Below are 22,624 nucleotides of genomic sequence, written 5' to 3'. Positions count from 1 at the left end.
TGTGTACGAATGGATATTGCCAAGTCTGAGCGAAATCTTGGCCCAAAATCAATCAAGTGTGGCTGAATGTTCACCTGGTAAAGCAGAGCGGCAGTGGCGTGTCAGCCTCGCAGCAACTGAACATTTGCTATTAAATACTTTAGCAGCTAATCCAGTTGACACAACCCAAGGATTAGTTTTAGCTGCACCTGCACCCTTATTCAGTCAGCCAAAACTGACTCAAAATTTACAAACAGTAACTTTCACAGCAAAACCATTTAATCCCTTGGCACTGATGCCATTTCAGATGCCAGATGTCATCGCACCCATAGATGAAGAAATCGCTCCTCATGAATCGGTACTTCCTTTATTACCTGCCGATCCTCTGGGGACAGAGCAGTTTTGCTTAGTTTTTACAGATAAATTTAGATTAGTACTGGTTTTAGCAACCCACAAAAACGGTAAAAAAACCTTTTCATTTTCTTTTGAACCGGAAGTAGTAGAGCAAGCTTGGCGATCGCTAGGTGCGAGAGTAATGCTGGCTAATCCAGAATTTTTTGCCCGCCTGGATGTATTAGTACAACAATATTCTCCAGTAGCACCAGATTGCCGCATCATGATTCAGTTTAGTCAGTTGTTGCTTCAGGAATTAACAGAAGCAGAAGAGACTGGGGAAGAAGCAGGGGAGCAGGTGGTCACTGAGCGTAGCCGAGGTGGAGCAGGGAGCAGGGGGAAAAATACCAATTCCCAATTCCCAATTCCCAATTCCCAATTCCCAATCCCTAATCCCCAATCCCCAAATCCTGATGTCGAACTGCTCCAAGCCTTCGCTCACGAAGTCCGGACACCTTTAACAACTATTCGCACCATGACTCGTCTACTGCTGAAGCGGCGAGATTTAGATGCTAGTGTGATCAATCGCTTAAAAATTATCGATCACGAGTGTACTGAGCAAATTGATCGCATGGAGTTGCTGTTTAAGGCAGCAGAATTAGAAACTACTGCCTCTACAAAATGTTCAAAAACTCAACTCACACCGATGTCTTTAGATCAAGTGTTGCAGCAGAGCATTCCTCGGTGGGAACAAGCAGCGCATCGCCGGAACTTAACTTTAAATGTTGTTTTACCTCAGCAACTACCAACTGTGGTGAGTAATCCCATGATGCTCGATCAGGTACTCACCGGTTTGATAGAGAATTTCACTCGCAGCTTACCCTCTGGTAGCCATATTCAAGTACAAGTTATTCCGGCTGGAGATCAACTGAAGTTACAATTATCGCCCCAATTTGGCTGCAAAGATTCCAGTAAAGCCGCAACACCTGCAACGCCACCAATTCGCAAAGCCCTTGGTCAATTGCTGATGTTCCAACCAGAAACGGGTACGATTAGTTTGAATATCGCCGCAACCAAGCATTTGTTTCAAGCAATCGGTGGGAAATTGATTGTGCGTCAGCGTCCACATTATGGGGAAGTTTTGACGATTTTCCTTCCCTTAGAAGTTAGCAATAAGCATAAATCTGGAGCTAAAACTTGGGAGTAAACTACCTACACTGACGGCAACGCGAGTCAGTGTAGGCTTTTAGTAGCCCTGAACTATCTACACTGAGTTCACAGCATAAGCGGTTCGAGCCTCTGGGCTGGTTTACAAAAGCAACCCCAATAGCAGCAATATTTTTTGCCCCATTAAAATCAGCGTCACCACTCCAAGAACAAGCCTCATTAGTGCATTTGAAACGTTTATCAGAACGAAGTCCAATATGTAGGCATTCGTGGCAACTTTGGCTGGTATACGCCGGAGGCACAGCAATTACTTTTACCCCAAATTGAACACCTTTGTATTCTAAAAAAGAACGCAACTGATAGAAAGACCAAGAATTTGAACGTCTACGTTCTGTCTTGTTTCTTGGTTTTTGATTAGTTCTTTCTCTGATACCACTTAAGTCTTCAATTGCCACTACTGCATTATTTTGTAATGCGTCCTGAATTATAGACTTGCTAATGTTGTGGTTTAGCCATTGTTGAAATCTTCTCTCCTTGCCCGACAACCGTTTCAAAATCTGTCTTGCCCTGCGGCGAGTAGACCTTGTGCCTTTCGTAGCTTTTTTCTGGAGAGATGCTCTGACTCTAGAAAACTTGTCTCTAACATCGTTGATTTGCTTGCCATCCCACTTATTACCATTGCTAGTTACAGCAATGTCACGACGACCAAAATCAACACCGATTACATTATTTGATTTTATTGGTGTTGGTGGTTCATCTTTAATTTGAATGTGGCTGTAATAGTTACCGTCACGATGTTTACATAGTTGTGCTGATGTTGGTTTCCTACCTTTTAATTTACCTCTTTGATAGTTCCCAGCATCAATTTTGATATGTTCCCTGCCATTCATTAAAGTTAAGCTAACAGTCCAGTCTTTCTCTCTAAATGAGAAAATTCTGGCATCATAATCAGCCGATGTTGGCTTAAATTCTTTAACTGATTTGTCTTTAAGTTTGGCAGTTTTGCGATTAGCTCCAACCCTGGCGCAAGCGCGAACAGCTAAGTTTGCACTCAACCCAAACAAAGCACGAATTTCGTTATAGACCATGTTTTGAATTGTGGTCTTACTGGTTATCTGAGATTTAAGTTTTTGGTTAGCGTAATTACACGCATCAGCAAAAGCCTTCAGTATCAGTTCGATTTCTTCTGCCTGTTTTTGAGTGGGGTTGAGCTTGCAAACTAGCGTCAATACTTGTTCCATGATTTCGACCTAATCACGTATGAGCATAATACATCAAAATAGTCGTGTTTCGCTTTTGCCCCGCAATTCCTCTCGACACTGACCCTTACGGGTTCAGTGTGAGCCTCCTTGTGGGAATAGGTGAATATTGATCAACTATATTTTTTAAATTATAAATATTCGCTCTAAATTAACGTCAGTTAAAGAAACCTCTCCCTGCCTTGAACTTTTGTTCAAGTCTGTCCCTCTCCGAGTCGGAGAGGGACAGGTTTTGCTTAGTATAAACTAGGGAGAGGTCTTTCTGTTAGACTTATTTATCTCACATTAAATTAGACAGTAATTAAATTTATCTGACTTGCCATTTGTAAAAATAGATGCCAAAAATGTATATAAATTCTGGCTAACAGCCAAGTACACATTTGTGCAAAAAGCAATAGGATAATTATGGCACATTTTGAAATAATCGAAAAAGAAAGCTTACGTTTAGTCAAGGTCACTTTGCAAAACGAAACAGTACGGACTGAATCTGGTGCTATGTCCTATATTCGTGGCAACGTTCAGATGCAATCTAAAGCCCCTTCAGCAGGTGGGTTTTTAAAATCCTTAGCCACGGGAGAAAACATTTTCCGTCCTACATATACAGGTACGGGTGAATTATATTTAGAGCCGTCTTTAGCGGGATATCACATTCTAGAATTAGATGGTAGTGAATGGATTTTAGATACTGGCGCTTATTGGGCTAGCGATGGCAGTATAGAAGTAGGAATTGAACGAAATAAATTTTTATCAGGCTTAATTGGTGGCGAGGGTTTGTTTCAAACAAAAGTCAAAGGTAGGGGCAAAGTGGTAATGGTAGCACAAGGCCCTGTAGAAGTAATAAATTTACAAAATGACCGATTAGTTGTCGATGGAAATTTTGCGATCGCTCGCACAAATACCTTAAATTATCGCGTTGAAAAAGCTACCAAATCTCTTTTAGGTTCGATGACTTCTGGTGAATTTCTCGTCAATACTTTTGAGGGAACTGGGACTGTATTGCTTGCTCCCATACCTTACTGGAAAGTCATGATGATTCGACAAATTACCGCCGCGTTACCAAAAACTTCTAGCTAAGAATCAAAGGATTTTAGCTATTAGCCTCAGAATAGAATTCCAAAGCTAATAGCAACGAACTGGGGGTGTCAGATGTGGGTTAAGCCAATGCGGACTTTAAATCACTTTCTGCTTGTCCCAACGCATCTGGTAATTTACTCGCATCGCGTCCGCCAGCTTGGGCTAAGTTCGGTCTTCCACCGCCGCCACCACCGCAGATTTTAGCGATCGCACCGACAAATTTACCAGCTTGCAAACCTTTTTTGTTAACTTCTGGACTAAAAGCTGCAACGATGCTGACTTTATCGGCTTCGGGAACAGAACCTAGCACCACTGCACCGTTACCGATTTTTTGTAACAGGCGTTCGGCTGCGGTTTTCAATGATTCTGGATCGACATCTTCTAATTGGGCGACGATAATTTTATGATCGCCTACAGTTTCGGCTGTTTGTAGCAAGCTGTCAGATTTAGCGATCGCTAATTGTACCTTTAAGGTTTCCAATTCCTTCTGACTATTTCTGAGTTCGCTTTGCAGACTTGTAATTCTGTCTGGTAATTCTTCGGGTTTAACTTTAAAGCGATCGCTCAAATCTTTAACTACTTTATCCCGCAGGTTGAGATAATCTAGGATTGCTGGCCCCGAAACAGCTTCAATGCGTCGCACCCCAGAAGCCACGCCAGCTTCCGAGATAATCTTAAACACGCCAATTTCAGCAGTATTGCTGACATGAGTGCCACCGCAGAGTTCCATTGATACGTTAGGGAAGTCAATCACGCGAACTTCATCGCCGTATTTCTCGCCGAACATGGCAACAGCACCCTTAGCTTTCGCCTCGGCTAAAGGTAAGACTTCCACCTTTGCGGCGTGTGCTTCTGCAATCCAAGTGTTTACCTGTTCTTCAATTTGTTGCACTTCTTCTGCTGTCAAAGCGCGGGGACAGTTGAAGTCAAAGCGCAATCTGTCAAAGGAAACCAGAGAACCAGCTTGAGATATGCCATCATCAACAATTTTTTTCAAAGCCGCTTGCAACAGGTGCGTTGCGGTATGGTTAGCTTGGGCGCGACGGCGACAAGCCGGATCGATTTGGGCGGTGACAGGATCGCCTACGCGCAGTGTACCGCGTTCAATGCGTCCGAAGTGAACAAAGAAATCAGATTCTTTTTTAACGTCTTCCACCCGAACAACAATACCATCACCAGAGATATAACCGCGATCGCCAATTTGTCCGCCAGATTCAGCATAAAATGGCGTTTTATCAAGAACTATTTGTATCTGTGTCCCCGCTTCTACTTCTTCTTGAGAAACACCTTCTAGCAAAATCGCTTCGATTATTGCCGTCGTCGCCGATTGGGTGTAGCCTAAAAACTCGGTGACTTGGATGTGTTCTGCTAGCTTGTCGAGGGAACCTTGGACAGTTAAATCGATGGTTTCATGTGCATCTCTACCACGTCCTTTTTGAATTTCCATTTGTGCCTCAAATCCCTCAGCATCAACTGTGAGATTATTTTCTTCGGCAACTTCTTGAGTAAGTTCAAGGGGAAATCCGTAGGTGTCATAAAGGGTAAATGCACTTTCACCACTAATTTGAGTGTTTCCTTGCTGTTTCACCTCTTGGATAATTTCTTCTAAGAGTTTTTCGCCTCTATCCAGAGTTCTGAGAAAATTCGATTCTTCCCGTTGCAACTCAGCTTTAATTGCTGCTTCCCGTTGGCGCACATTGGGGTAAGCTGATTCCGAAAGAGCGATCGCAGTTTCGGCAACTTGGGTAGTAAATTCGCCAGAAATCCCAATTAATCGCCCATGACGCACCACCCGCCGAATTAATCGCCGCAGTACATAACCCCTTCCCACGTTGGAAGCGCGAATTTCATCAGCGATCATGTGGACAACCGAACGAACGTGATCGCCAATGACTTTTAGGGAGACTTTGGTTTTTTCATCACTGCTATGGTAGTCAATGGCAGCAATTTGAGCAGCTGTTTGAATAATTGGGAAAATCAGGTCAGTTTCGTAGTTATTGGGCACTTTTTGGAGTATTTGCGCCATTCTCTCCAAACCCATACCCGTGTCGATGTTCTTGTTTTGCAGTGGCGTTAAATTGCCTGAAACATCTCGGTTATATTGCATGAACACGAGGTTGTAAAACTCGATGAACCGGGAATCGTCTTCTAAATCGATATTCTCGTCACCGCGTTCTGGGTGGAAGTCGTAATATATTTCTGAACAAGGGCCACAAGGGCCAGTCGGGCCAGATACCCAAAAGTTATCATCTTCGCCCAAGCGTTTAATTCTGGCTACCGGTACACCGATTTGATCCCGCCAGATAGCAAAGGCTTCATCATCATCTTCAAAAACGCTGACAACCAGATTTTGGGGAGAAAAGCCAAAGACTTGCGTAGAGATTTCCCAGCCCCAAGCGATCGCTTGTTCTTTAAAATAATCACCAAAGCTGAAATTACCCAGCATCTCAAAAAAGGTGTGATGCCGTTTAGTGCGTCCGACATTTTCGATGTCGTTGGTACGGATACACTTTTGTGAAGTTGTAGCCCGCTTAAATTCTGGTGTCCTCTGCCCCAAGAATATCGGCTTAAATGGTAGCATCCCCGCGATCGTCAGCAGTACGGTTGGATCTTCTGGCACGAGAGACGCACTTGGGAGGATTTGGTGACTCCGTTGGGCAAAGAAGTTGAGGAATGTGTTGCGAATTTCGTTACCGCTTAGGTACTGGGGATTTGAAGACATAGGTGTTTTTAACTTGAGACTTTAGACTCTAGACTTGGGCGTAGCGGCACTGGGTAGGTGTATTTTCATAAATAGCTTTATATATTCTTGCATTTTGTTTCATATTACCGCCAGCAAATTGTACAAGTCTGTGAGCTATACACAGTGATGAGGATGCTTTTAGACCCACATTATCTGACTCTGGTAGGATGTGCTGCATCTGCGGCCGTCCTAGACATCGTAATTTTGGTCTTTAAGATTAATCCTTAAGAAATAGTTTAAAATTCCCATACTAGGGTAGCAAATGGCACTAAAACTGAAAGTATCAAATATTGCTTGCCTTACTAAGGGCAAAATTTAACTAATTTACCCGTATTAGGGGCAGGTTTTGACATCAAACTTTTTATTTAGCTTTTTTTTCGAGATTTTATGATGTTGCAATCAATTAAACAACCAGTTAAACAAAAGATGTGAGTTAAGCAAAGAAACACAGATAAAGTGCGTAGGCAGAAACATTTTGTTTATCCTGCTAACGCATTGTGGACCCAAGTTTCACGTCTCACTTAATTTGGGGATTTTCACCCGATAAATTAGTTCTGTAATTCTAGAGCTTATTAGTGCCAGAAAGCTCCTGTCCATAGCAGGAGGGAGCTTTGCTGTCTATTTAGTTCGCATTGTTTTTGCAATTTCAGTCTTATCTTAATACTTGATTAAAGCCTCGGCTATAAACCAAAAGGCTGAAGTCACCCATGAGAAATAAAATTTTTAATTCAACGATCTAATTTAAATTTTGATCGTTGAATTAAAAAAGTTTATAATTTCTTAATTTTTCTCCATAAAAAGAAATTAATTTGTCTAATGTGGAGGTTATTCAGAGCTATTCATTTTTGTAATTTAATCAGCAAAACAACACTTAAGAAAGCACATGAATAGGCTTGATACTTCTCAATATTATTCAGTATTTTTACTGTTTGAAAAACATAGTGTAAAGAAGACATTAGTTGTCAGAAGTGAATATTTCAGAAATGCTAGAAGTAAATATAAATTCTTGAAAGGAGATCAAATTTGGAAAAATATTGTGGATTTTTCGTAAAAAAAAAGTATATAACCAGAAATCTAACTCAGCCTAAAAGATGATATTTAGTATTAGGCAACGATACTAGTAAATTACTCAACTTAATGTCTTTAAAATTTAAATAGGATAAAAAATAGAGCAATGAATATTTCTATTCTGGTCTTTGGAAAAAATAATTTTATCGCCACACTTCCAGATCAGATCCGTTATGCGGCTGCTTTTAGTGTAGAAGTTATAGACAATCTGAATCAAGCAGTGTCGCGGATTAAAATAGCGCCCCCCGATATAATACTTGTGCAGGCTAGCTTGGATGGCAGTATGGAACTGTGCAATTGGTTGAAAGAGCAGACAAAACTATCCTGGATATATTGTATTTTATTCGAGGATCGTTTCCAGCAGCTTACTGATAGAAATAAGGGTTGGCACAGAGAATTAGAGATGAGTGCTGCGGCTCTAAAGCAAGGAGCCGATGCTTATATTTGGCATCTTATTGATGAAAAAACAGACCATAATTTAGCAGAGTTGACTGCCAATCATGGATTAATACTTGCTCAATTGACTGTTGGCTTGCGAAAAGCACAAAAATATCGAGATTTGATTCGGACAAATGATATGTTATCAGCGATCGCCTTAGCCGATTCGTTGACAGAATTAAATAATCGTCGTGCTTTAGAATGGGACTTACCGAGACAAATTCAAAGAGCGAGAACTCAAAAAACTTCCCTGAGTTTGATTATTCTGGATGTAGATCATTTCAAGAAAGTTAACGATACTCACGGGCATTTAGTAGGCGATCGCATTTTGCAAATATTATGTCAGCGTTTGCGGCACAATCTGCGCTGTCAAGACACAGCATTTCGCTATGGTGGCGAAGAATTTGTGATTCTTCTGGCTAACACTACCGATGAGGAAGCAATATTAGTAGCCCGTCGTCTTAATCGCATAGTTAGCGATGAACCATTTGCACTCAATAATAAACTGACAATTAATATCACCATTAGTCTGGGCACAGCCAGTCTGCAAGCTGATGATGATGAAAAAGGAGAAAGTCTATTGAATCGTGCCGATCAATGTCTCTTACAGGCTAAAAATGCTGGGCGTAATCGAGTTATGCACTCGAACCACCTATCTCATGTTTCACATTTGAAAGTTGTTTCTTCATAATTTGTCATTTGTCATTTGTCATTTGTCATTAATTTTTCCTCTGCACTCCTAACTCAGCATGACAATCTTCTACTGAAGTGCCTTGTCGCATAGCATTAACTAAAGCTTCGTAACTAGACCAATTTTCTTGTAGTAGGGTTTTTGCTTGGAGAGCATGAAACCGCAGTTTCTGTTGATAAACTGATTCAGAAAAGCCCAAAACTGTCAAGACTCCAATCAGTTTGCTTTTATCATCAGATCCACCCTCAGCATTATTAAAAACTAGGGTTTCAGCAGCAATTCCAGCCATCCAAACAGTACAGTAGCGGTCTAGCATTTGGGCACTGATTTTACCCACTTCTAATTGAGAAGCTAATTCGCCATCATCAAAGCTAACACCACCTTGACCAGGTTGCCCCTGTTTCCAGGCTTCCCAAGCGCTGAGTGTGTAGCCGGTAACGGGAATCCCCAGCAAGTAAGCAACCAAAAAATGCCCTGCTTCGTGGTGGACGATGCGATCGCGGTGTTCACTTGAAAAACCAGCAATCCAATCCAAAAAAATAGTACCACCCTTGCCTTGCAAGCTAAAACTATCTAACGTAGCTATGCCTAAGATAGCAAAGGTTGCAAGTGCCGGTACTGCTGGCGACAAATTCAAGAATGGCCCCAGCAGTACCGATAGGGTCATGAGAAAGATAGATATTGCAACTAAATTTAAGGTAGTCTGGCTCATTGAGAGTTTTCTGAGTGCAGCTTAATATTTCTTTATTATGATGCGATCGCACACCTTCTGTATCAAGTGTCTATACAAATCCCTTGACGACGTAATTTCCCCATGAGAATTTGACTATCAGTGAAGAAATCTTACAAATATGGATATTCTGCATAACAGCAATAAGTCAGCCTGATTCATAGTAAGCGGTTTAAAACCTATAGATGCCGTTTGCAGATAGACCAAAATAAATGCTGTTAAATATTTTATGTGAAAATTTAAAATCCAGATTTTAGAGGTAAAATTACCTGTTATTGTTCTTACCTTAAATTGGCACAAAAAGTTATGAAACCATACCTTCCTCAAAATGATCCTGACCCTACAAAACGTAAAATATTGCTAGAGAGAAACCAAGGAGAGTATGAATTTGATTACGACTTTTTAACGCCTATGGCAATGCTAAAAAATGTACCTTCTATAGAAAACTTTTCAACTAAGTATATTGCTGAACGCACATTAGAGACAGCAGAACTACCTATAAATATGTTAGCCGTTAAAACCCGTTCTTTATGGGACCCTTTAGATGAATTGCAAGACTATGAAGACTATTTTCCAGTTTTGCCTAAACCTAATGTTATCAAAACATACCAAACTGATGACTCTTTTTGTGAACAACGGCTTTGTGGGGCAAATCCTTTTGTTTTACGTCGAATTGAAAAGATGCCAGATGGCTTCGCCTTTACCATTTTAGAACTGCAAGAAAAGTTTGGTGACTCTATTAACTTAGTTGACAAACTTGCGAATGGAAATTTATATGTAGCTGATTATAGAGCGCTTGCGTTTGTTAAAGGAGGTACTTATGAAAGAGGTAAGAAATATTTACCAACCCCTATAGCTTTCTTTTGTTGGCGCAGTTCTGGTTTTAGCGATCGCGGTCAACTAGTACCGATTGTTATCCAAATCAACCCCGCAGATGGCAAACAGAGCCAGCTAATTACGCCTTTTGACGACCCTTTAACCTGGTTTCATGCCAAGCTTTGTGTTCAAATTGCTGATGCGAACCATCATGAAATGAGTAGCCATCTGTGTCGAACTCACTTTGTTATGGAACCCTTTGCTATTGTTACAACGCGTCAACTAGCCGAGAACCATCCCCTTAGCTTGCTGCTAAAACCCCACTTCCGTTTCATGTTGGCTAATAATGACTTGGCTCGTAAGCGCCTAATTAGTAGAGGTGGGCCTGTTGACGAATTGCTAGCCGGAACTTTGCAAGAGTCATTGCAAATTGTCGTTAACGCATATACAGAATGGAGCTTAGATCAGTTTTCCTTACCTACTGAACTAAAAAATCGGGGTATGGATGACCCAAACAACTTACCTCACTATCCCTATCGAGACGATGGCTTGCTATTGTGGAATGCCATTAAAAAGTTTGTGTCTGAATACTTGCAGATATACTACAAAACTCCCCAAGATTTAGCAGCAGACTTGGAATTACAAAGTTGGGCGCAGGAATTAGTTTCCCAATCAGGCGGGCGAGTTAAGGGTATTAGCAATCGCATCGACACATTAGACCAATTAGTTGATATTGCTACTGCGGTTATCTTCACCTGTGGGCCGCAACACGCTGCTGTTAACTACTCACAATATGAATATATGACTTTCATGCCAAATATGCCTCTTGCTGCTTATAAACAAATGACAGCAGAAGGCACTATTCCTGACCGCAAAAGTCTATTATCATTTCTGCCACCGTCAAAGCAAACTGCTGACCAATTATCGATTTTATTTATCCTGTCAGCTTACCGTTATGACAGATTAGGGTACTATGATGATAAATTTTTAGACCCAGAGGCTCAGGATGTTTTAGCTAAATTTCAGCAGGAGTTGAATGAAGCAGAGCGGGAAATTGAGTTGAATAACAAGAGTCGTTTAATAAATTACAACTATCTGAAACCAAGGCTTGTTACCAACAGCATCAGTGTGTAACTTAATATCATTGCAGTTGATTAGACATCTCCAAAAAGTGTGACAGCTTTTGGAGATGTTTTTGTTTAGTAATATGCGATCGCGTTATTCTTTTGAAAAACCAGCAATCCATTACTGATCATTAACATTTGAAGGTTTAATTCGGAACGCACAGTTACAACTCCTTCCCGGCACTGTCAGAAATTTATCTACTGCGATCGCCGAATTGTAATAGCCAGGACGCTTGAATTTTTGGAAACTCAAGGGTATTCATTTCGATCAGGGTTCACATCTTTGATTGAGCAGTGCTATCGAGGGAATTGAGGATTACTCATGAAGACGCTTTTAAAAGTCATTAAATATGATGCACGCAGACTTATAGAAAAATTCACGCGCTTAGGGGTCTAAACACATTGTTAGTCTGTTTCTAACCTAGTTCCAAACTTGTCACAGCAAAGACGCGATCAATAGGTAAATTAGGAATTTCTTTAGTGTACATCCGAGCAGTTTGAAAGACTGGCTCCAATTGGTAACGTTGAACTAGGTTAATTGCTTGTACATTTGCATCGGGTACATCAAAAAACACTGGAGCATGAGGATTTTCTGCAAGCAAGGCTTGAAATAATGCTTCAGCAATCTGTTCGTCATTAGCAAACAGTGGCCCAATCCGAAAACCTGTATGGGCAGGCCGGATAACTCCGTAACCAACAAGATATCCATTTTTGAGAAACCCGAAAGCAGTACTTTCTGGCTGTTCAATCCAATGTCGCAGAAACACTGGACGCTTAGAAGGAAAAAGTTGGCAATCGTAAGCCACCAACTCTTCAAAAGGCACTGTTTTCAGGTCGATGATACCAGCAGGCATAACACCGCCACCCACCCCTTGATAACGAATATTCTTATAAGCGATTTGGAAACCAGACTTTTTGTAGTTATCTTGTTGAGCTACTACACCATCCAAGCCGATGTTACGATCAGCACTGAGATAGTCGATTGCTGTCTTCCAAATTTTCATACCCAACCCCTGCCCACGAAACTGGGGTTTCACAACGTAAAAACCTAGAAAGCCAAAGTGTTGATCGTAAGCAACAGCAGAAATACACCCCACTGGCTCACCATTCAACTCGCCCAAGAAAAAACCGTTCTTGTCAGTTTGATAAAAAGATTCAGCATCATACCTTCCTGGATTCCAACCTTCGCTTGCTGCCCAAGTAATCGCCAAATCAATTTCCGACCTTTTCATTGTGCGGACGATGAAGTTGTCAGGGGTCATAATATCTTATTACTATGAGGTTGTTAACTATTTAACTTCGCTTTTGCAAACCCAGCGATAACTCTTAATATTTTTATACTCATCTCTTGTAAAATTACATTCGTTCTGATATAAAATCAATCACTCGAATACTACTGTTCTATTACCATATACCAATACACGATTTTGTAAGTGCGATCGCACCGCTCTTGCTAATACAACTCTCTCCAAATCTTTACCTTTTCTCACCAAATCATCCACTTCATCACGGTGACTCACTCGAACTACATCCTGTTCAATAATTGGCCCTGCATCTAAATCAGCAGTGGCATAATGAGCCGTTGCCCCAATAATTTTTACCCCACGTTCAAAAGCTCGGTGATAGGGGTTTGCACCAATAAAAGCTGGTAAAAATGAGTGATGAATATTAATAATTTGCGGAAATTGATTAATAAAATCTGCACTAACAATCTGCATATATTTTGCCAATACAACTAAATCTATTTTGTACTGGCGGAGTAATTCTAATTGTTTGGCTTCTTGTTCTGATTTATTGTCTTTAGTGATGGAAACTTGCTGAAAGTCGATATTAAATTGTTCTGCTACCACCTTTAAATTAGCATGATTACTAATAATTAAAGGGATTTCAGCCACAAATTCTTTAGCGCGTTGTCGCCAAATCAAATCAAACAGACAATGGTCTTGCCGACTTACCCAAATAGCAATACGTGGTACTGTATCAGAAAAACGTATTTCCCACTTAGCGCTAAGAGGTTGTGCGATCGCATTAAAAGCTGGGGCAATAAACTCACGCGGTAAATTAAACCCCTCTAGCTGCCATTCAATACGGGTGAGAAATAACCCAGCAGCAAAGTCTGTATGCTGGTCTGCATGGATAATATTACCACCGTTAGAATAGATAAAATTGGCAAATTTCGCCACTAGTCCCCGTTGATCTGGGCAGGAAATCAGCAATGTTGCTGTGGGATTTGTCATCATAATATCGCCAGATTTTGAATTAATTATTTGCTGTTTGTCGGACTTGGTTTAGGAATGGTGAGCGGAGGAAGTTTCTGACTATTGTCTACAGGTTGCTTCCACTCTGATAATTCCCGATTCACGGCATTTGCAAAATCTGTAGATACCAACAGCACATTTATATTTCCATTGGGTTTAGCAGCAGGGTCAGTTTGAGCATATAAGAAACGTCCGTTAAAGTTAGATTTACCCAAAATCAACTGATGGTTTTGCCGATTTTTTAAGGTGATATTGATAGTTGCTGGGGGTTCATCTAAAGCAAATTGCCCAAGCTCTTTTGGTGGAGTTGATAAGGTGCGATCACTCTTACCTTTGACCAACAAATCCATCAAATAAGAAACAATAGCGTCATTTGCTGGGCCCGATACTGGAGATTTGATTAACCACTTGGGGTTACTACTAGATTCAGGATTACGTTCCAGATTTAGGGTAAGTTTTTTTGTTTTAACTGTTAGAGATTGCACATCATCGGCGGCAAAAGAGAAAATTTGCTTATTTTCCTCTTTGGTTTCTTCTCGCACAGTTGTACCCCGAATTTCAGAGAAGTAAACAAAACCACCTAAACCCAGCGCTAGCAGTATCAAAATTAAAGTCGTTCTCGGCAATTTCATTTTTTAGTCATTTGTCATTGGTCATTGGGCATAGAAAAAACTCTTCTTCAATCTCTACTTGTCACTCCTAACCGCTAACTGCTAACTCACTTCTTACCGTCGTTTCCACCAAATAATAACTGCGATCGCAAACCCAATTAAAGGTAAAAGCAACAGAGATGACAATATTAAAAGATTGCCTTGTGTGGTTGTCAGGGTTATCCGACGATTTTTTGGTTCTTTGGGGCGAATGGAAAGGGGTTGCTGATCCTGTTGACTCAGCCAAGTAACTGAGTTGAGGAATACATCTCCATTTAATTGCTGTTGAAACAAGCCATCGGTGGCGAAATCAGAATTTCCTAAAACTACTAACCTTGACTCGGTGGCTGTTTGCGATGAAGGAGTTGGGGAAGGAGTGGGAGTAGGGGAGGCAGGGGGGGCAGAGGAGGCAGGGGGAGTGGGGGAAGCTTTTCTTTGAGTGGTTGGTGATGGTAGGGGTGAAGGTGTCCGTGCAGGTTGGGCAGTTGAAGCAGATTTAGCTGCTTGTTTTCTTGTTAAGGCTACGCCCAAGGTTAGAGGCCCTTTCAGGTCTTTATCTGCATTAAACTCCAATTTTTCGCTTTTAAGGTCGCTTTCTGCCCAGCTATTGGGATAGGGTTTGGTTCGTAGTAATGGAGTAGCCTGAACACCAGGCACAGAGATAATTTCCAGTGGTCGGGCAATGGGATAAAAAGAATTGCCGTTACCGAAATCTTTGGTAATTGGATGTTGCCCGTATTCTGTGACTAAGGGTGCAGCAGGGCCAAGTCCCACAACACTTTCGCCAGAGACATCGACTGCTAAACGATTATCCAGACGAACACCCCACTCTTGTAACAAGCTGTTAAGTTTGGGATCGGTATTAGGATCAATCATCAGCAATAAGTTACCGCCGCGATTAAGATACTCTTGCAAAGCTTTGACTTCGCCTTCAAATAGCCCTCGCTTGGGGCCAGCCACTATTACAACAGACGCATCTTGAGGAACTTTGGAAGTTTCTCCTAAATTCAGTGGTGATGTTGTGAAATTCTTGTCACCTAATGCCTGAACTGCTTGTGATATTGCATCTTTACCAGCCGAAAGTTGGCGTTCGCCATGACCTTGAAGTAAGTAAACTTTGGCTGTGGTTGAATTTGTTAGTTGTTGCAGGCGACTAGTTAATCTGATTTCTGACAACCGCTCATTTTGATTTACTGTTTGGACTAATTGCCGTTTATCTCCAGATTCTAAATAAACTTCCCCGTAATCTTTAACGCCAAACTTTTCTGCAAGTCCTGGTCTAGTTTGGGGGTCGATGTATTCATATTTAAATTTTGAGCTTTGCCGTTGATAATTTTCTAGTAATTCTCGATCTTGGGGATTTTGGTTAACATCAAACACCCACACCTTAACTGGTTGAGGTAAAACACTCACCAATTCTCGTGACTGGGGCGCAAGGGTAAACAATTGGCTTTCTGTTAAATCTGACCGCAAGTGGTAGCGAGTCCCCAAAAAGTTAATCAATCCCAAAATTGCCAATACTGCTAGAGTTGCTACTACAGCATTAGTCCCAGCTTGGGTAGAACGACGTTTCCACCAGTTAGTCTCATAGCTTTGCCATATTATCCCCAACCCACTGATTACAACTCCCGCAATCAGAAATACTAATGGAATTAGTCCCCACTGTTCAGAAACTAACCCAACTGTTAAGCCGACAACAATTAGGAATGGGCCCAACCAAAATAGATATTTCCACAGTTTCTTCTTTGCAACTATCTTCATCTTATTTGTCATTTGTCATTTGTCATTTGTCATTGGTCATTTGTCTAAAAATAGTGACATTGTAAAATATATCGACGAAAATTGAGTGGATAAAAATAAGTCTATACAACTGAATGAATGGCAACAAAGCGTTTCCAAGAATTACAGGTTTATCAATTATCAGAACAGTTGGCAGACGACATTTGGAAAATTGTTGAGAAATGGGATTTTTTTGCAAAAGATACGATTGGTAAACAGATTGTACGTTCGGCAGATAGTATTGGTGCCAATATAGCAGAAGGTGTAGGAAGAGGTAGTTTTCAAGAAAATAGACGTTTCATAAAAATAGCGAGAGGCTCTTTGAATGAAACTCAACATTGGTTAAGACGGGCTTATACTCGTAACCTTTTAACTACCGAACAGATAAATGCAATCAAAACAATCATTAACGAACTAGCACCAAAATTAAACTCCTACCTAAACTCAATTGGCAATGTACCAGATGACCAAGGACAAATGACAGATGACAAATGACCAATGACAAATGACTACTGCCTTTGAAAACGCAGTGCATCAATTGATTGAGCGGTGAGAAAGATGCCCAAAAAAATGTAACTAGCAAATAAAATTAAGGCGCTGGTATCAAAAATCCCTTGAGTTAAGGTGTTGTAATGTTTCAACAATGATAAATAACCTAAAGCTTCACCTACTGGGCCAGGGACAATTTTGGCGATTAAATCAATCAATAACAATAATAAAATTACTGCAAATGTAAGCACGGCAGACAAAATTGTGCTGTCTGTTAAGGAAGAAATAAACATTCCTACAGATAATATTGCTGCTGCTAGTAAGATTAATCCCAAATGACCCAACAAGGGAATTGAAAGGGCCATTGGTGGATTTGATCCACTAATGGCGATCGCTTCAAACACTAGCATGGGTACAACCATTGTGATAAAAAATGTTAGCACGCCTAATAACTTACCTACTGCTACCGCCCAATTGGTGATTGGTGACGTGGCTAATAGTTCTAAAGTGCCGCGCTTGCGTTCTTCGGCATAGAGTCCCATTGAGAGTATTGGCAAGACAAACAACAATAGCCACCCCATACGATCCAAAAATGCTCGGACAAATTCGTAGGGGACATCTATCGGTGGTGTTGGTACTCCTAGTTGTTGACCTTGTGCATCTATTGCCGCGACTCCTACCAAAATGCCATCTGGGCCTAGCAAAATCATCACGAAGAATAACCCGGCGATGAACCAAAATATGCCTGCGATCGCATAAGCCAAAGGTGATACAAAATAACTCTGTAACTCTCGGCGATAAATGGCAATAATATTACTCAGTACTACACCCATTTACGCTGCCTCTCCTTCGTTGTCTGCTGCTAAGTCTACCTCAGTCTCGAAATTCTTTTCTTCTGTGGTCAGTTGCAAAAACACATCTTCTAAAGTGGCGTTAACTCGCTTCAGTTCATGTAAACCAAAGCCTGCACGCACTAAGGTTGCAACAATATCCTTTCCTGGTTCTTTTCCCGGTTGCGATATCACCCGCAGATAAGCGCGATTTGTCTGTGGGTGATGACCTCCGGCGGTCGGAATTGATTCTATCAGACTCACACCCGCGACATTTTGCAATACCTGTTTCGCTAGGGCAGCTTCTCCTTCTATTTCCAACTCATACCCGGAACCGCCTGTCAACTGAGTCATCAGGTTTTCTGGGGTATTAGTTGCCACAACTTTGCCGCGATTAATAATAGCGACACGGCTACAAGTCATGCTCACTTCTGGCAGAATATGTGTGGAAAGAATAATTGTATGAGTCCCAGCGAGGCTTTTAATTAAATTCCGCACCTCAATTATTTGTCGGGGATCGAGTCCAACGGTGGGTTCATCGAGAATAATCGCTGGTGGATCGTGAACGATCGCTTGAGCAATTCCTACACGTTGGCGATATCCTTTAGAGAGTTTGCGAATAATTACCCGCCGCTTATCTTCTAAGTTGCAGCGTTTGATGGCGGCTGTTACCTTCTTGGCGCGATCGCCTGCTGGTACTCCCTTAATTTGGGCAACAAAATGCAAAAATCCCTCCACAGTCATGTCTGGATATAACGGCGGTGTTTCGGGTAAATAACCAATTCGTTGGCGTACCGCCAGGGAATTTTCATGGACATCATAACCAGCAATCCGGGCATTACCATTTGTTGCCGGTAAATAACCAGCCAGAATCCGCATGGTTGTAGTTTTACCAGCACCATTGGGGCCCAGAAGCCCTAAAATCTCCCCAGGTTCGACGCTAAAAGTGACATCAGTTATCGCTGGAGTGGAACCGTATATTTTACTCAGATGCTCAACTTCGATCATAAAATCTCATACACAATATCAATTCTTTCAGCCTTTACTCCCTTAGAAATGCCCAAATACCCTGGTTTCTGTATTTGAACACAAATTATTAGCATAATTGCGTACTCAGCAATTATGTTCAACTCTGGGAGCGAGAATCTACCTCTATTATGTCTAAACTAAATAACTCGCACCTAAAGGCTGAAGTGGGAGCTTTCGGAAATCTATCTTTCTTAGATAATCATTTTAATAAAAATTATTGTTAAAAATAATTCTGAAGACACATACTTTATACCCAGAGTTAAGCTAAATTTAATCTATTGTTAACCTATTAACTTGATTTGGCTATTGGGTAATCAGTTAAATGACTAAAGATATTAGTAATCGTGAAAAATTAAATATTGATTGTCGCTAAAGTATCTCCTAATTTAATCTCTACAGAACAAAGCAACTAAGATGGCACAGTCAACGAAGTTACAGCCTCCAGGTGGGTTGCAAATAGTTCATGTCACTACCGGACGCGTGCGACTCCGCAGCACTGACAGTAGTTTGAACTCGATATTAGACAGCATAGCCCAAGATTTAGGCTCCTTAGAGGGAGTGAGGGAAGTTGCTGTGAATGGGCAAACGGGCAGTTTGGTAATTAATTTTGATGAAGAGAAGCTGTCATTACCGCAAATTTTGGCGTTAAGATCCGATATTGAGATTCAACAGCCGCAGGCTTCATCTGATTCACCTAGCAAAACCGATCCCTTTGCAGCTTGGAAATCACCTTTATTTTGGAAAGAGCAGGGTGTTTCCTTAATTCCGATGATAACAGGCTTGGCGGTAACAGGAGGGTTAGGAATTCATGGCTGGGTATCGATTCCAGTTTATATAATTGCGGCGGATGCAACCCGTGGTGTAATTGGTTATCTTGGCTCTCAAGTTCCGACATCAGAAAAAAACGACGGTAATCATACCAGTTCTGCGATATCGCAATTATCAAAAGAGGAACGCCAATCTACTATCCAACAAGAAAAGTCAACAAATAATCTTGAGAAAGCTAGCGAGGTGACAGCACCTGCAAAGATTGACTATAGCGTAATCCATGCAATTAGCGGACGTATTCGCTTCCATGTGCCAAAAATCTCTCAAGATCGAGCTTATGGGCGGCGACTTGAGAGAATAGTGAAAACCGATGCTGAAGTTACAAGTGTGCGGATGAATTTTGATGCAGCATCGATCGCGATCGCTTATCAGTCTCGTGAGATTCCATTATCTCATTGGGTGAGTTTGATGGAATTAGCGTTGGAGATAAACCCCGTAACACAGCCAATCACAATGGCTAACCAACCCCTAAAAGAAGTTAGTCAGACTGCTGAAATTACAGACACAATGACGGCAAATCATACTACTTCGGTTACTCAGACTGCTGAATTTATCAACTCAACCACTCTAGAGTTATCCAGTCTGTGGAGCAATCTAAAACCGCCTGCGATGTCTTTTTCATTAGGTATTATGGCGAACTTACCTTTAGAAATATAAGACATAGTTCTCCTTAATATTGCGCCTTATTGCCCTGATAGAAGCTGTTAGATCGCAAACTTAGCTCACTTACAGCGATAAGTTAGCCAAAAAATCTAGCTGATGACCAAATAACCAAAATGTTTTTAGCTAATCAATCTCGCCGGATTGGTGGCAATACGCTTGGGTTAAGCACTTCTTTCTTATCTTTGCGTCCTTTGCGTCCTACCCTGCGGGAAGCCGCTCCGCGTCTATGCGGTTCGTTAAAAAATTGAATTTGGCAAAGAGTTTTAGCCTTAACTGAACTGTATTGGGATTAGTGGCTAATTTGCTCTCTTTACCCCAGCAAAGAGCCTGATTTTCATTGAAGTGTAACAATTTTGGATTAAAGAAAAGTAATGGCAAAAGTAGCACTGCAACTCCCATCACCTCCAAAATCTCAATTCACTGTGTTGGAAGGGAATGGAAAAGCTTCTTTAACTGACACTAATGGAAATTCTCAAAGAGAGTTCCCTAACGTTACCTACAGCATTGTCCATATAATTCCGGGAAGGCTGCGGTTTCGCCTACCTCGTTTACGCTGTGATGCAGATTATGCCAAGCGTCTCGAAGTATTGCTAACAGCAGATGCGCTGGTGAAGAATGTTCGTGTCAAGCCTGCGGCAATGTCAGTTGCAGTTACTTATAAATCTGATAAAGTTTCTGATGCGAAGATGCGATCGCACCTTCACGATTTGATTCAGGCTGCAAGTGAAGTAGTCGTTCTCAAAAACTCTGCATCTTTATCGGAAACCAAAAAAGAGAACTCTTGGCCAGGTTTACAACTCTCGGCTGTTGCGACTACTTTAGCAGTGCTGGGAGGCCCGTTAGGATTGCCGATCCCGCCTTTGATAGTGGTGCTTCCAATCGCTCTAGCTACACTACCTGTTATGCAACGAGCATGGGAAGGTATTAGGGGAGAGCGAAAATTGAATATTGACTTTTTGGATTTAATGGCGATCGCTATTACTACCTTCCAAGGGCAATTTCTCACACCATCGCTGATGCTGGGTTTAATTGAAGTAGGCGAAAATATCCGCGATCGCACGGCTCGTTCTTCTGCTCAACAAACTCTAGATTTACTTAGTTCTTTAGGGCAATTTGTCTGGGTGGAACGCAATGGCGCAAAGCAGCAAATTCCCATTCAAGATGTACAGCGTGGCGATACAGTAATTGTTTACCCTGGCGAACAAGTGCCGGTTGATGGTAGCATTTTGCGAGGTAAAGCCCTGTTAGATGAGCAGAAACTAACTGGTGAGTCGATGCCAGTACTGAAGAAAAAGGGACAACCAGTTTTCGCCTCAACACTGGTACGGGAAGGACGAATTTATATTGTTGCAGAATGGATCGGCAATGATACCCGCGCCGGACAGAGCATTAAGTTAATGCAAGAAGCGCCTGTCCACGATACCCGAATTGAGAATTATGCCACGAAATTTGCTCAAAAAGCTGTTATGCCAACTTTGTTACTTGCTGGGGCAGTATTTGCCGCAACCCGCAACCCTTCACGGACAGCCAGCGTTTTAACTCTAGATTTTGCTACAGGTATTCGAGTATCAGTTCCGACAACAGTTTTAGCAGCATTAACTTATGCTGCACGACGGGGGATTCTCATCCGTAGTGGACGGGCGTTAGAACAACTAGCAGAAGTTGATACTATAGTTTTTGATAAAACAGGGACGCTGACCAAGGGAGAAGTCGATGTTGTGAGTGTGGAAAGTCTCAATCCAGCAACCTCAAGATTGCGGGTGTTGGAATTGGCAGCTGCCGCCGAACAGCGTTTAACTCATCCAGTAGCAGAGGCAATTGTTCGCTATGCCGAAGCAGAGCAAGTGGAAATTTTGCCGCGTACTAAGTGGGACTATCAACTAGGTTTGGGCGTACAAGCTCAGATTGATGGAGAGACAGTTTATGTTGGGAGCGATCGCTTTTTGCGCTCCAGTGGCATTGATACCGCAGCGTTAAATGGTCAACAAAAATTTGCAAATTCAGCGATTTATGTAGCCAGCAACGGGCAACTTCAAGGTATTATTAAATATAGTGATGTTCTCCGTCCCGAAAGTCGAGAAGTCATCACAGCACTTTCGACGGTCGAAGGTGTAGAGATTCACATGTTAACCGGCGATAACAAGCGAACTGCTACTGCTGTTGCTGCTCAACTTGGTATTTTGCCAACGCATACTCACGCCGAAGCTTTTCCAGAACAAAAGGCAACAGTTGTCCGCCAACTACACGAACAAGGAAAGACAGTTGCATTTGTAGGCGATGGGATCAACGATTCGCCAGCTTTAGCCTACGCCGATGTTTCCGTCTCCTTTGCCAACAGTTCTGAGATTGCCCGTGAGACAGCAGACTTAGTGTTGATGCAGAATGACTTGTATGGTTTATTAGAAGCAATCGCGATCGCTCGTCAAGCCAAGCAATTGATTCGGCAAAACACAGGACTAGTTGCTGTTCCTAATTTAGCAGCATTAGCGATCGCCGTTTTCTTTGGTCTTAACCCCTTAGCTGCAACAGTAGTCAACAATGGCTCAACCGTAGTTGCCGGAGTCAACGGTTTGCGTCCAATTCTTAAAAGTCGTCAACATAAAACTCTACCATCGGCAAGATGATGCAACTATGCCGGCAAGAGTATCTTAAAAAGCTTTCCCAGATTTCTCAATT

General features: G+C 41.7%; 18 protein-coding genes. 8 read left to right on the top strand and 10 right to left on the bottom strand.

What is annotated here, in order from left to right:
• Nucleotide 1: 1 nt before the first annotated feature.
• Complete coding sequence (locus ACFFRD_RS23820) at nt 2-1,519, top strand: sensor histidine kinase (protein WP_392477861.1); 1,518 nt, start codon at nt 2-4, stop codon at nt 1,517-1,519.
• A 1-nt stretch (nt 1,520) separates the two neighbouring features.
• Here ACFFRD_RS23820 and ACFFRD_RS23815 read toward each other — a convergent pair whose 3' ends face one another.
• Entirely contained in the window at nt 1,521-2,720 is a 1,200-nt protein-coding gene (locus tag ACFFRD_RS23815; protein ID WP_392477859.1) for an RNA-guided endonuclease InsQ/TnpB family protein, read from the bottom strand.
• A gap of 423 nt (nt 2,721-3,143) precedes the next feature.
• Between ACFFRD_RS23815 and ACFFRD_RS23810 the strand changes: the two genes are divergently transcribed.
• Complete coding sequence (locus ACFFRD_RS23810) at nt 3,144-3,812, top strand: AIM24 family protein (protein WP_392477858.1); 669 nt, start codon at nt 3,144-3,146, stop codon at nt 3,810-3,812.
• A 79-nt stretch (nt 3,813-3,891) separates the two neighbouring features.
• Here ACFFRD_RS23810 and alaS read toward each other — a convergent pair whose 3' ends face one another.
• Together alaS and ACFFRD_RS23800 are read right to left on the bottom strand one after the other, a co-directional pair.
• On the bottom strand, nt 3,892-6,534 hold the full coding sequence (gene alaS / locus ACFFRD_RS23805) for an alanine--tRNA ligase (RefSeq protein WP_392477856.1): 2,643 nt from the start codon (nt 6,532-6,534) through the stop codon (nt 3,892-3,894).
• A 28-nt stretch (nt 6,535-6,562) separates the two neighbouring features.
• Nucleotides 6,563-6,733: a hypothetical protein gene (locus ACFFRD_RS23800; RefSeq protein WP_392477855.1), complete on the bottom strand. Its 171-nt coding sequence runs from the start codon at nt 6,731-6,733 to the stop codon at nt 6,563-6,565.
• Between the two features lie 996 nt (nt 6,734-7,729).
• Between ACFFRD_RS23800 and ACFFRD_RS23795 the strand changes: the two genes are divergently transcribed.
• Nucleotides 7,730-8,752 carry a GGDEF domain-containing protein gene (locus ACFFRD_RS23795; RefSeq protein WP_392477853.1) on the top strand — a complete coding sequence of 341 codons (1,023 nt, stop codon included), beginning with the start codon at nt 7,730-7,732 and terminating at the stop codon, nt 8,750-8,752.
• Nucleotides 8,753-8,780: 28 nt separating this feature from the next.
• On the opposite strand, the gene ACFFRD_RS23790 is transcribed toward ACFFRD_RS23795, so the two are convergent.
• Nucleotides 8,781-9,464 carry an ATP-dependent Zn protease gene (locus ACFFRD_RS23790; protein WP_392477851.1) on the bottom strand — a complete coding sequence of 228 codons (684 nt, stop codon included), beginning with the start codon at nt 9,462-9,464 and terminating at the stop codon, nt 8,781-8,783.
• Between the two features lie 324 nt (nt 9,465-9,788).
• Here ACFFRD_RS23790 and ACFFRD_RS23785 point away from each other — a divergent pair, with 324 nt between their 5' ends.
• Nucleotides 9,789-11,432 carry a lipoxygenase family protein gene (locus tag ACFFRD_RS23785; RefSeq protein WP_392477849.1) on the top strand — a complete coding sequence of 548 codons (1,644 nt, stop codon included), beginning with the start codon at nt 9,789-9,791 and terminating at the stop codon, nt 11,430-11,432.
• Nucleotides 11,433-11,838: 406 nt separating this feature from the next.
• On the opposite strand, the gene ACFFRD_RS23780 is transcribed toward ACFFRD_RS23785, so the two are convergent.
• The 4 genes from ACFFRD_RS23780 to ACFFRD_RS23765 all read right to left on the bottom strand — a co-directional run bounded on the left by ACFFRD_RS23780 (nt 11,839) and on the right by ACFFRD_RS23765 (nt 16,091).
• Nucleotides 11,839-12,684: a GNAT family N-acetyltransferase gene (locus ACFFRD_RS23780; RefSeq protein ID WP_392477847.1), complete on the bottom strand. Its 846-nt coding sequence runs from the start codon at nt 12,682-12,684 to the stop codon at nt 11,839-11,841.
• Nucleotides 12,685-12,804: 120 nt separating this feature from the next.
• Nucleotides 12,805-13,659: a formyltetrahydrofolate deformylase gene (purU, locus tag ACFFRD_RS23775; protein WP_392483160.1), complete on the bottom strand. Its 855-nt coding sequence runs from the start codon at nt 13,657-13,659 to the stop codon at nt 12,805-12,807.
• A gap of 26 nt (nt 13,660-13,685) precedes the next feature.
• On the bottom strand, nt 13,686-14,312 hold the full coding sequence (locus tag ACFFRD_RS23770) for a DUF4340 domain-containing protein (RefSeq protein WP_392477845.1): 627 nt from the start codon (nt 14,310-14,312) through the stop codon (nt 13,686-13,688).
• A gap of 93 nt (nt 14,313-14,405) precedes the next feature.
• Nucleotides 14,406-16,091: a GldG family protein gene (locus ACFFRD_RS23765; RefSeq protein WP_392483159.1), complete on the bottom strand. Its 1,686-nt coding sequence runs from the start codon at nt 16,089-16,091 to the stop codon at nt 14,406-14,408.
• 117 nt (nt 16,092-16,208) lie between these two features.
• On the opposite strand from ACFFRD_RS23765, the gene ACFFRD_RS23760 reads away from it, so the two are divergent.
• Complete coding sequence (locus ACFFRD_RS23760) at nt 16,209-16,604, top strand: four helix bundle protein (RefSeq protein ID WP_392477843.1); 396 nt, start codon at nt 16,209-16,211, stop codon at nt 16,602-16,604.
• Between the two features lie 14 nt (nt 16,605-16,618).
• On the opposite strand, the gene ACFFRD_RS23755 is transcribed toward ACFFRD_RS23760, so the two are convergent.
• On the bottom strand, nt 16,619-17,431 hold the full coding sequence (locus tag ACFFRD_RS23755) for an ABC transporter permease (protein ID WP_334805955.1): 813 nt from the start codon (nt 17,429-17,431) through the stop codon (nt 16,619-16,621).
• Entirely contained in the window at nt 17,432-18,436 is a 1,005-nt protein-coding gene (locus ACFFRD_RS23750; RefSeq protein WP_392477842.1) for an ABC transporter ATP-binding protein, read from the bottom strand.
• A 435-nt stretch (nt 18,437-18,871) separates the two neighbouring features.
• Between ACFFRD_RS23750 and ACFFRD_RS23745 the strand changes: the two genes are divergently transcribed.
• The 3 genes from ACFFRD_RS23745 to ACFFRD_RS23735 all read left to right on the top strand — a co-directional run bounded on the left by ACFFRD_RS23745 (nt 18,872) and on the right by ACFFRD_RS23735 (nt 22,572).
• Complete coding sequence (locus ACFFRD_RS23745; protein ID WP_392477841.1) at nt 18,872-19,942, top strand: HMA2 domain-containing protein; 1,071 nt, start codon at nt 18,872-18,874, stop codon at nt 19,940-19,942.
• A gap of 119 nt (nt 19,943-20,061) precedes the next feature.
• The gene (locus ACFFRD_RS23740) at nt 20,062-20,196 is read left to right on the top strand and encodes a hypothetical protein (RefSeq protein ID WP_392477839.1); all 135 of its coding nucleotides are present in this window, start codon (nt 20,062-20,064) and stop codon (nt 20,194-20,196) included.
• 123 nt (nt 20,197-20,319) lie between these two features.
• The gene (locus ACFFRD_RS23735; protein WP_392477838.1) at nt 20,320-22,572 is read left to right on the top strand and encodes a heavy metal translocating P-type ATPase; all 2,253 of its coding nucleotides are present in this window, start codon (nt 20,320-20,322) and stop codon (nt 22,570-22,572) included.
• The last annotated feature ends 52 nt before the right edge of the window (nt 22,573-22,624 follow it).

Source organism: Nostoc sp. C110 (assembly GCF_043099725.1).
GTDB lineage: Bacteria > Cyanobacteriota > Cyanobacteriia > Cyanobacteriales > Nostocaceae > Nostoc > Nostoc muscorum_A.
Note: the sequence above shows the minus strand (reverse complement) of the source record. Positions and strands in the feature narration are given on the sequence as shown.

Bases quoted from the DNA above. Each gene is read 5' to 3' on its own strand.
- ACFFRD_RS23750 (WP_392477842.1), bottom strand. From the start codon at position 18,436: ATGATCGAAGTTGAGCATCTGAGTAAAATATACGGTTCCACTCCAGCG.
- ACFFRD_RS23740 (WP_392477839.1), top strand. From the start codon at position 20,062: ATGTTTTTAGCTAATCAATCTCGCCGGATTGGTGGCAATACGCTTGGG.
- purU (WP_392483160.1), bottom strand. From the start codon at position 13,659: ATGACAAATCCCACAGCAACATTGCTGATTTCCTGCCCAGATCAACGG.
- ACFFRD_RS23770 (WP_392477845.1), bottom strand. From the start codon at position 14,312: ATGAAATTGCCGAGAACGACTTTAATTTTGATACTGCTAGCGCTGGGT.
- ACFFRD_RS23755 (WP_334805955.1), bottom strand. From the start codon at position 17,431: ATGGGTGTAGTACTGAGTAATATTATTGCCATTTATCGCCGAGAGTTA.
- ACFFRD_RS23815 (WP_392477859.1), bottom strand. From the start codon at position 2,720: ATGGAACAAGTATTGACGCTAGTTTGCAAGCTCAACCCCACTCAAAAA.
- ACFFRD_RS23780 (WP_392477847.1), bottom strand. From the start codon at position 12,684: ATGACCCCTGACAACTTCATCGTCCGCACAATGAAAAGGTCGGAAATT.
- ACFFRD_RS23760 (WP_392477843.1), top strand. From the start codon at position 16,209: ATGGCAACAAAGCGTTTCCAAGAATTACAGGTTTATCAATTATCAGAA.
- ACFFRD_RS23765 (WP_392483159.1), bottom strand. From the start codon at position 16,091: ATGAAGATAGTTGCAAAGAAGAAACTGTGGAAATATCTATTTTGGTTG.
- ACFFRD_RS23735 (WP_392477838.1), top strand. From the start codon at position 20,320: ATGGCAAAAGTAGCACTGCAACTCCCATCACCTCCAAAATCTCAATTC.
- ACFFRD_RS23810 (WP_392477858.1), top strand. From the start codon at position 3,144: ATGGCACATTTTGAAATAATCGAAAAAGAAAGCTTACGTTTAGTCAAG.
- ACFFRD_RS23800 (WP_392477855.1), bottom strand. From the start codon at position 6,733: ATGCAGCACATCCTACCAGAGTCAGATAATGTGGGTCTAAAAGCATCC.
- ACFFRD_RS23790 (WP_392477851.1), bottom strand. From the start codon at position 9,464: ATGAGCCAGACTACCTTAAATTTAGTTGCAATATCTATCTTTCTCATG.
- ACFFRD_RS23745 (WP_392477841.1), top strand. From the start codon at position 18,872: ATGGCACAGTCAACGAAGTTACAGCCTCCAGGTGGGTTGCAAATAGTT.
- ACFFRD_RS23785 (WP_392477849.1), top strand. From the start codon at position 9,789: ATGAAACCATACCTTCCTCAAAATGATCCTGACCCTACAAAACGTAAA.
- ACFFRD_RS23795 (WP_392477853.1), top strand. From the start codon at position 7,730: ATGAATATTTCTATTCTGGTCTTTGGAAAAAATAATTTTATCGCCACA.
- alaS (WP_392477856.1), bottom strand. From the start codon at position 6,534: ATGTCTTCAAATCCCCAGTACCTAAGCGGTAACGAAATTCGCAACACA.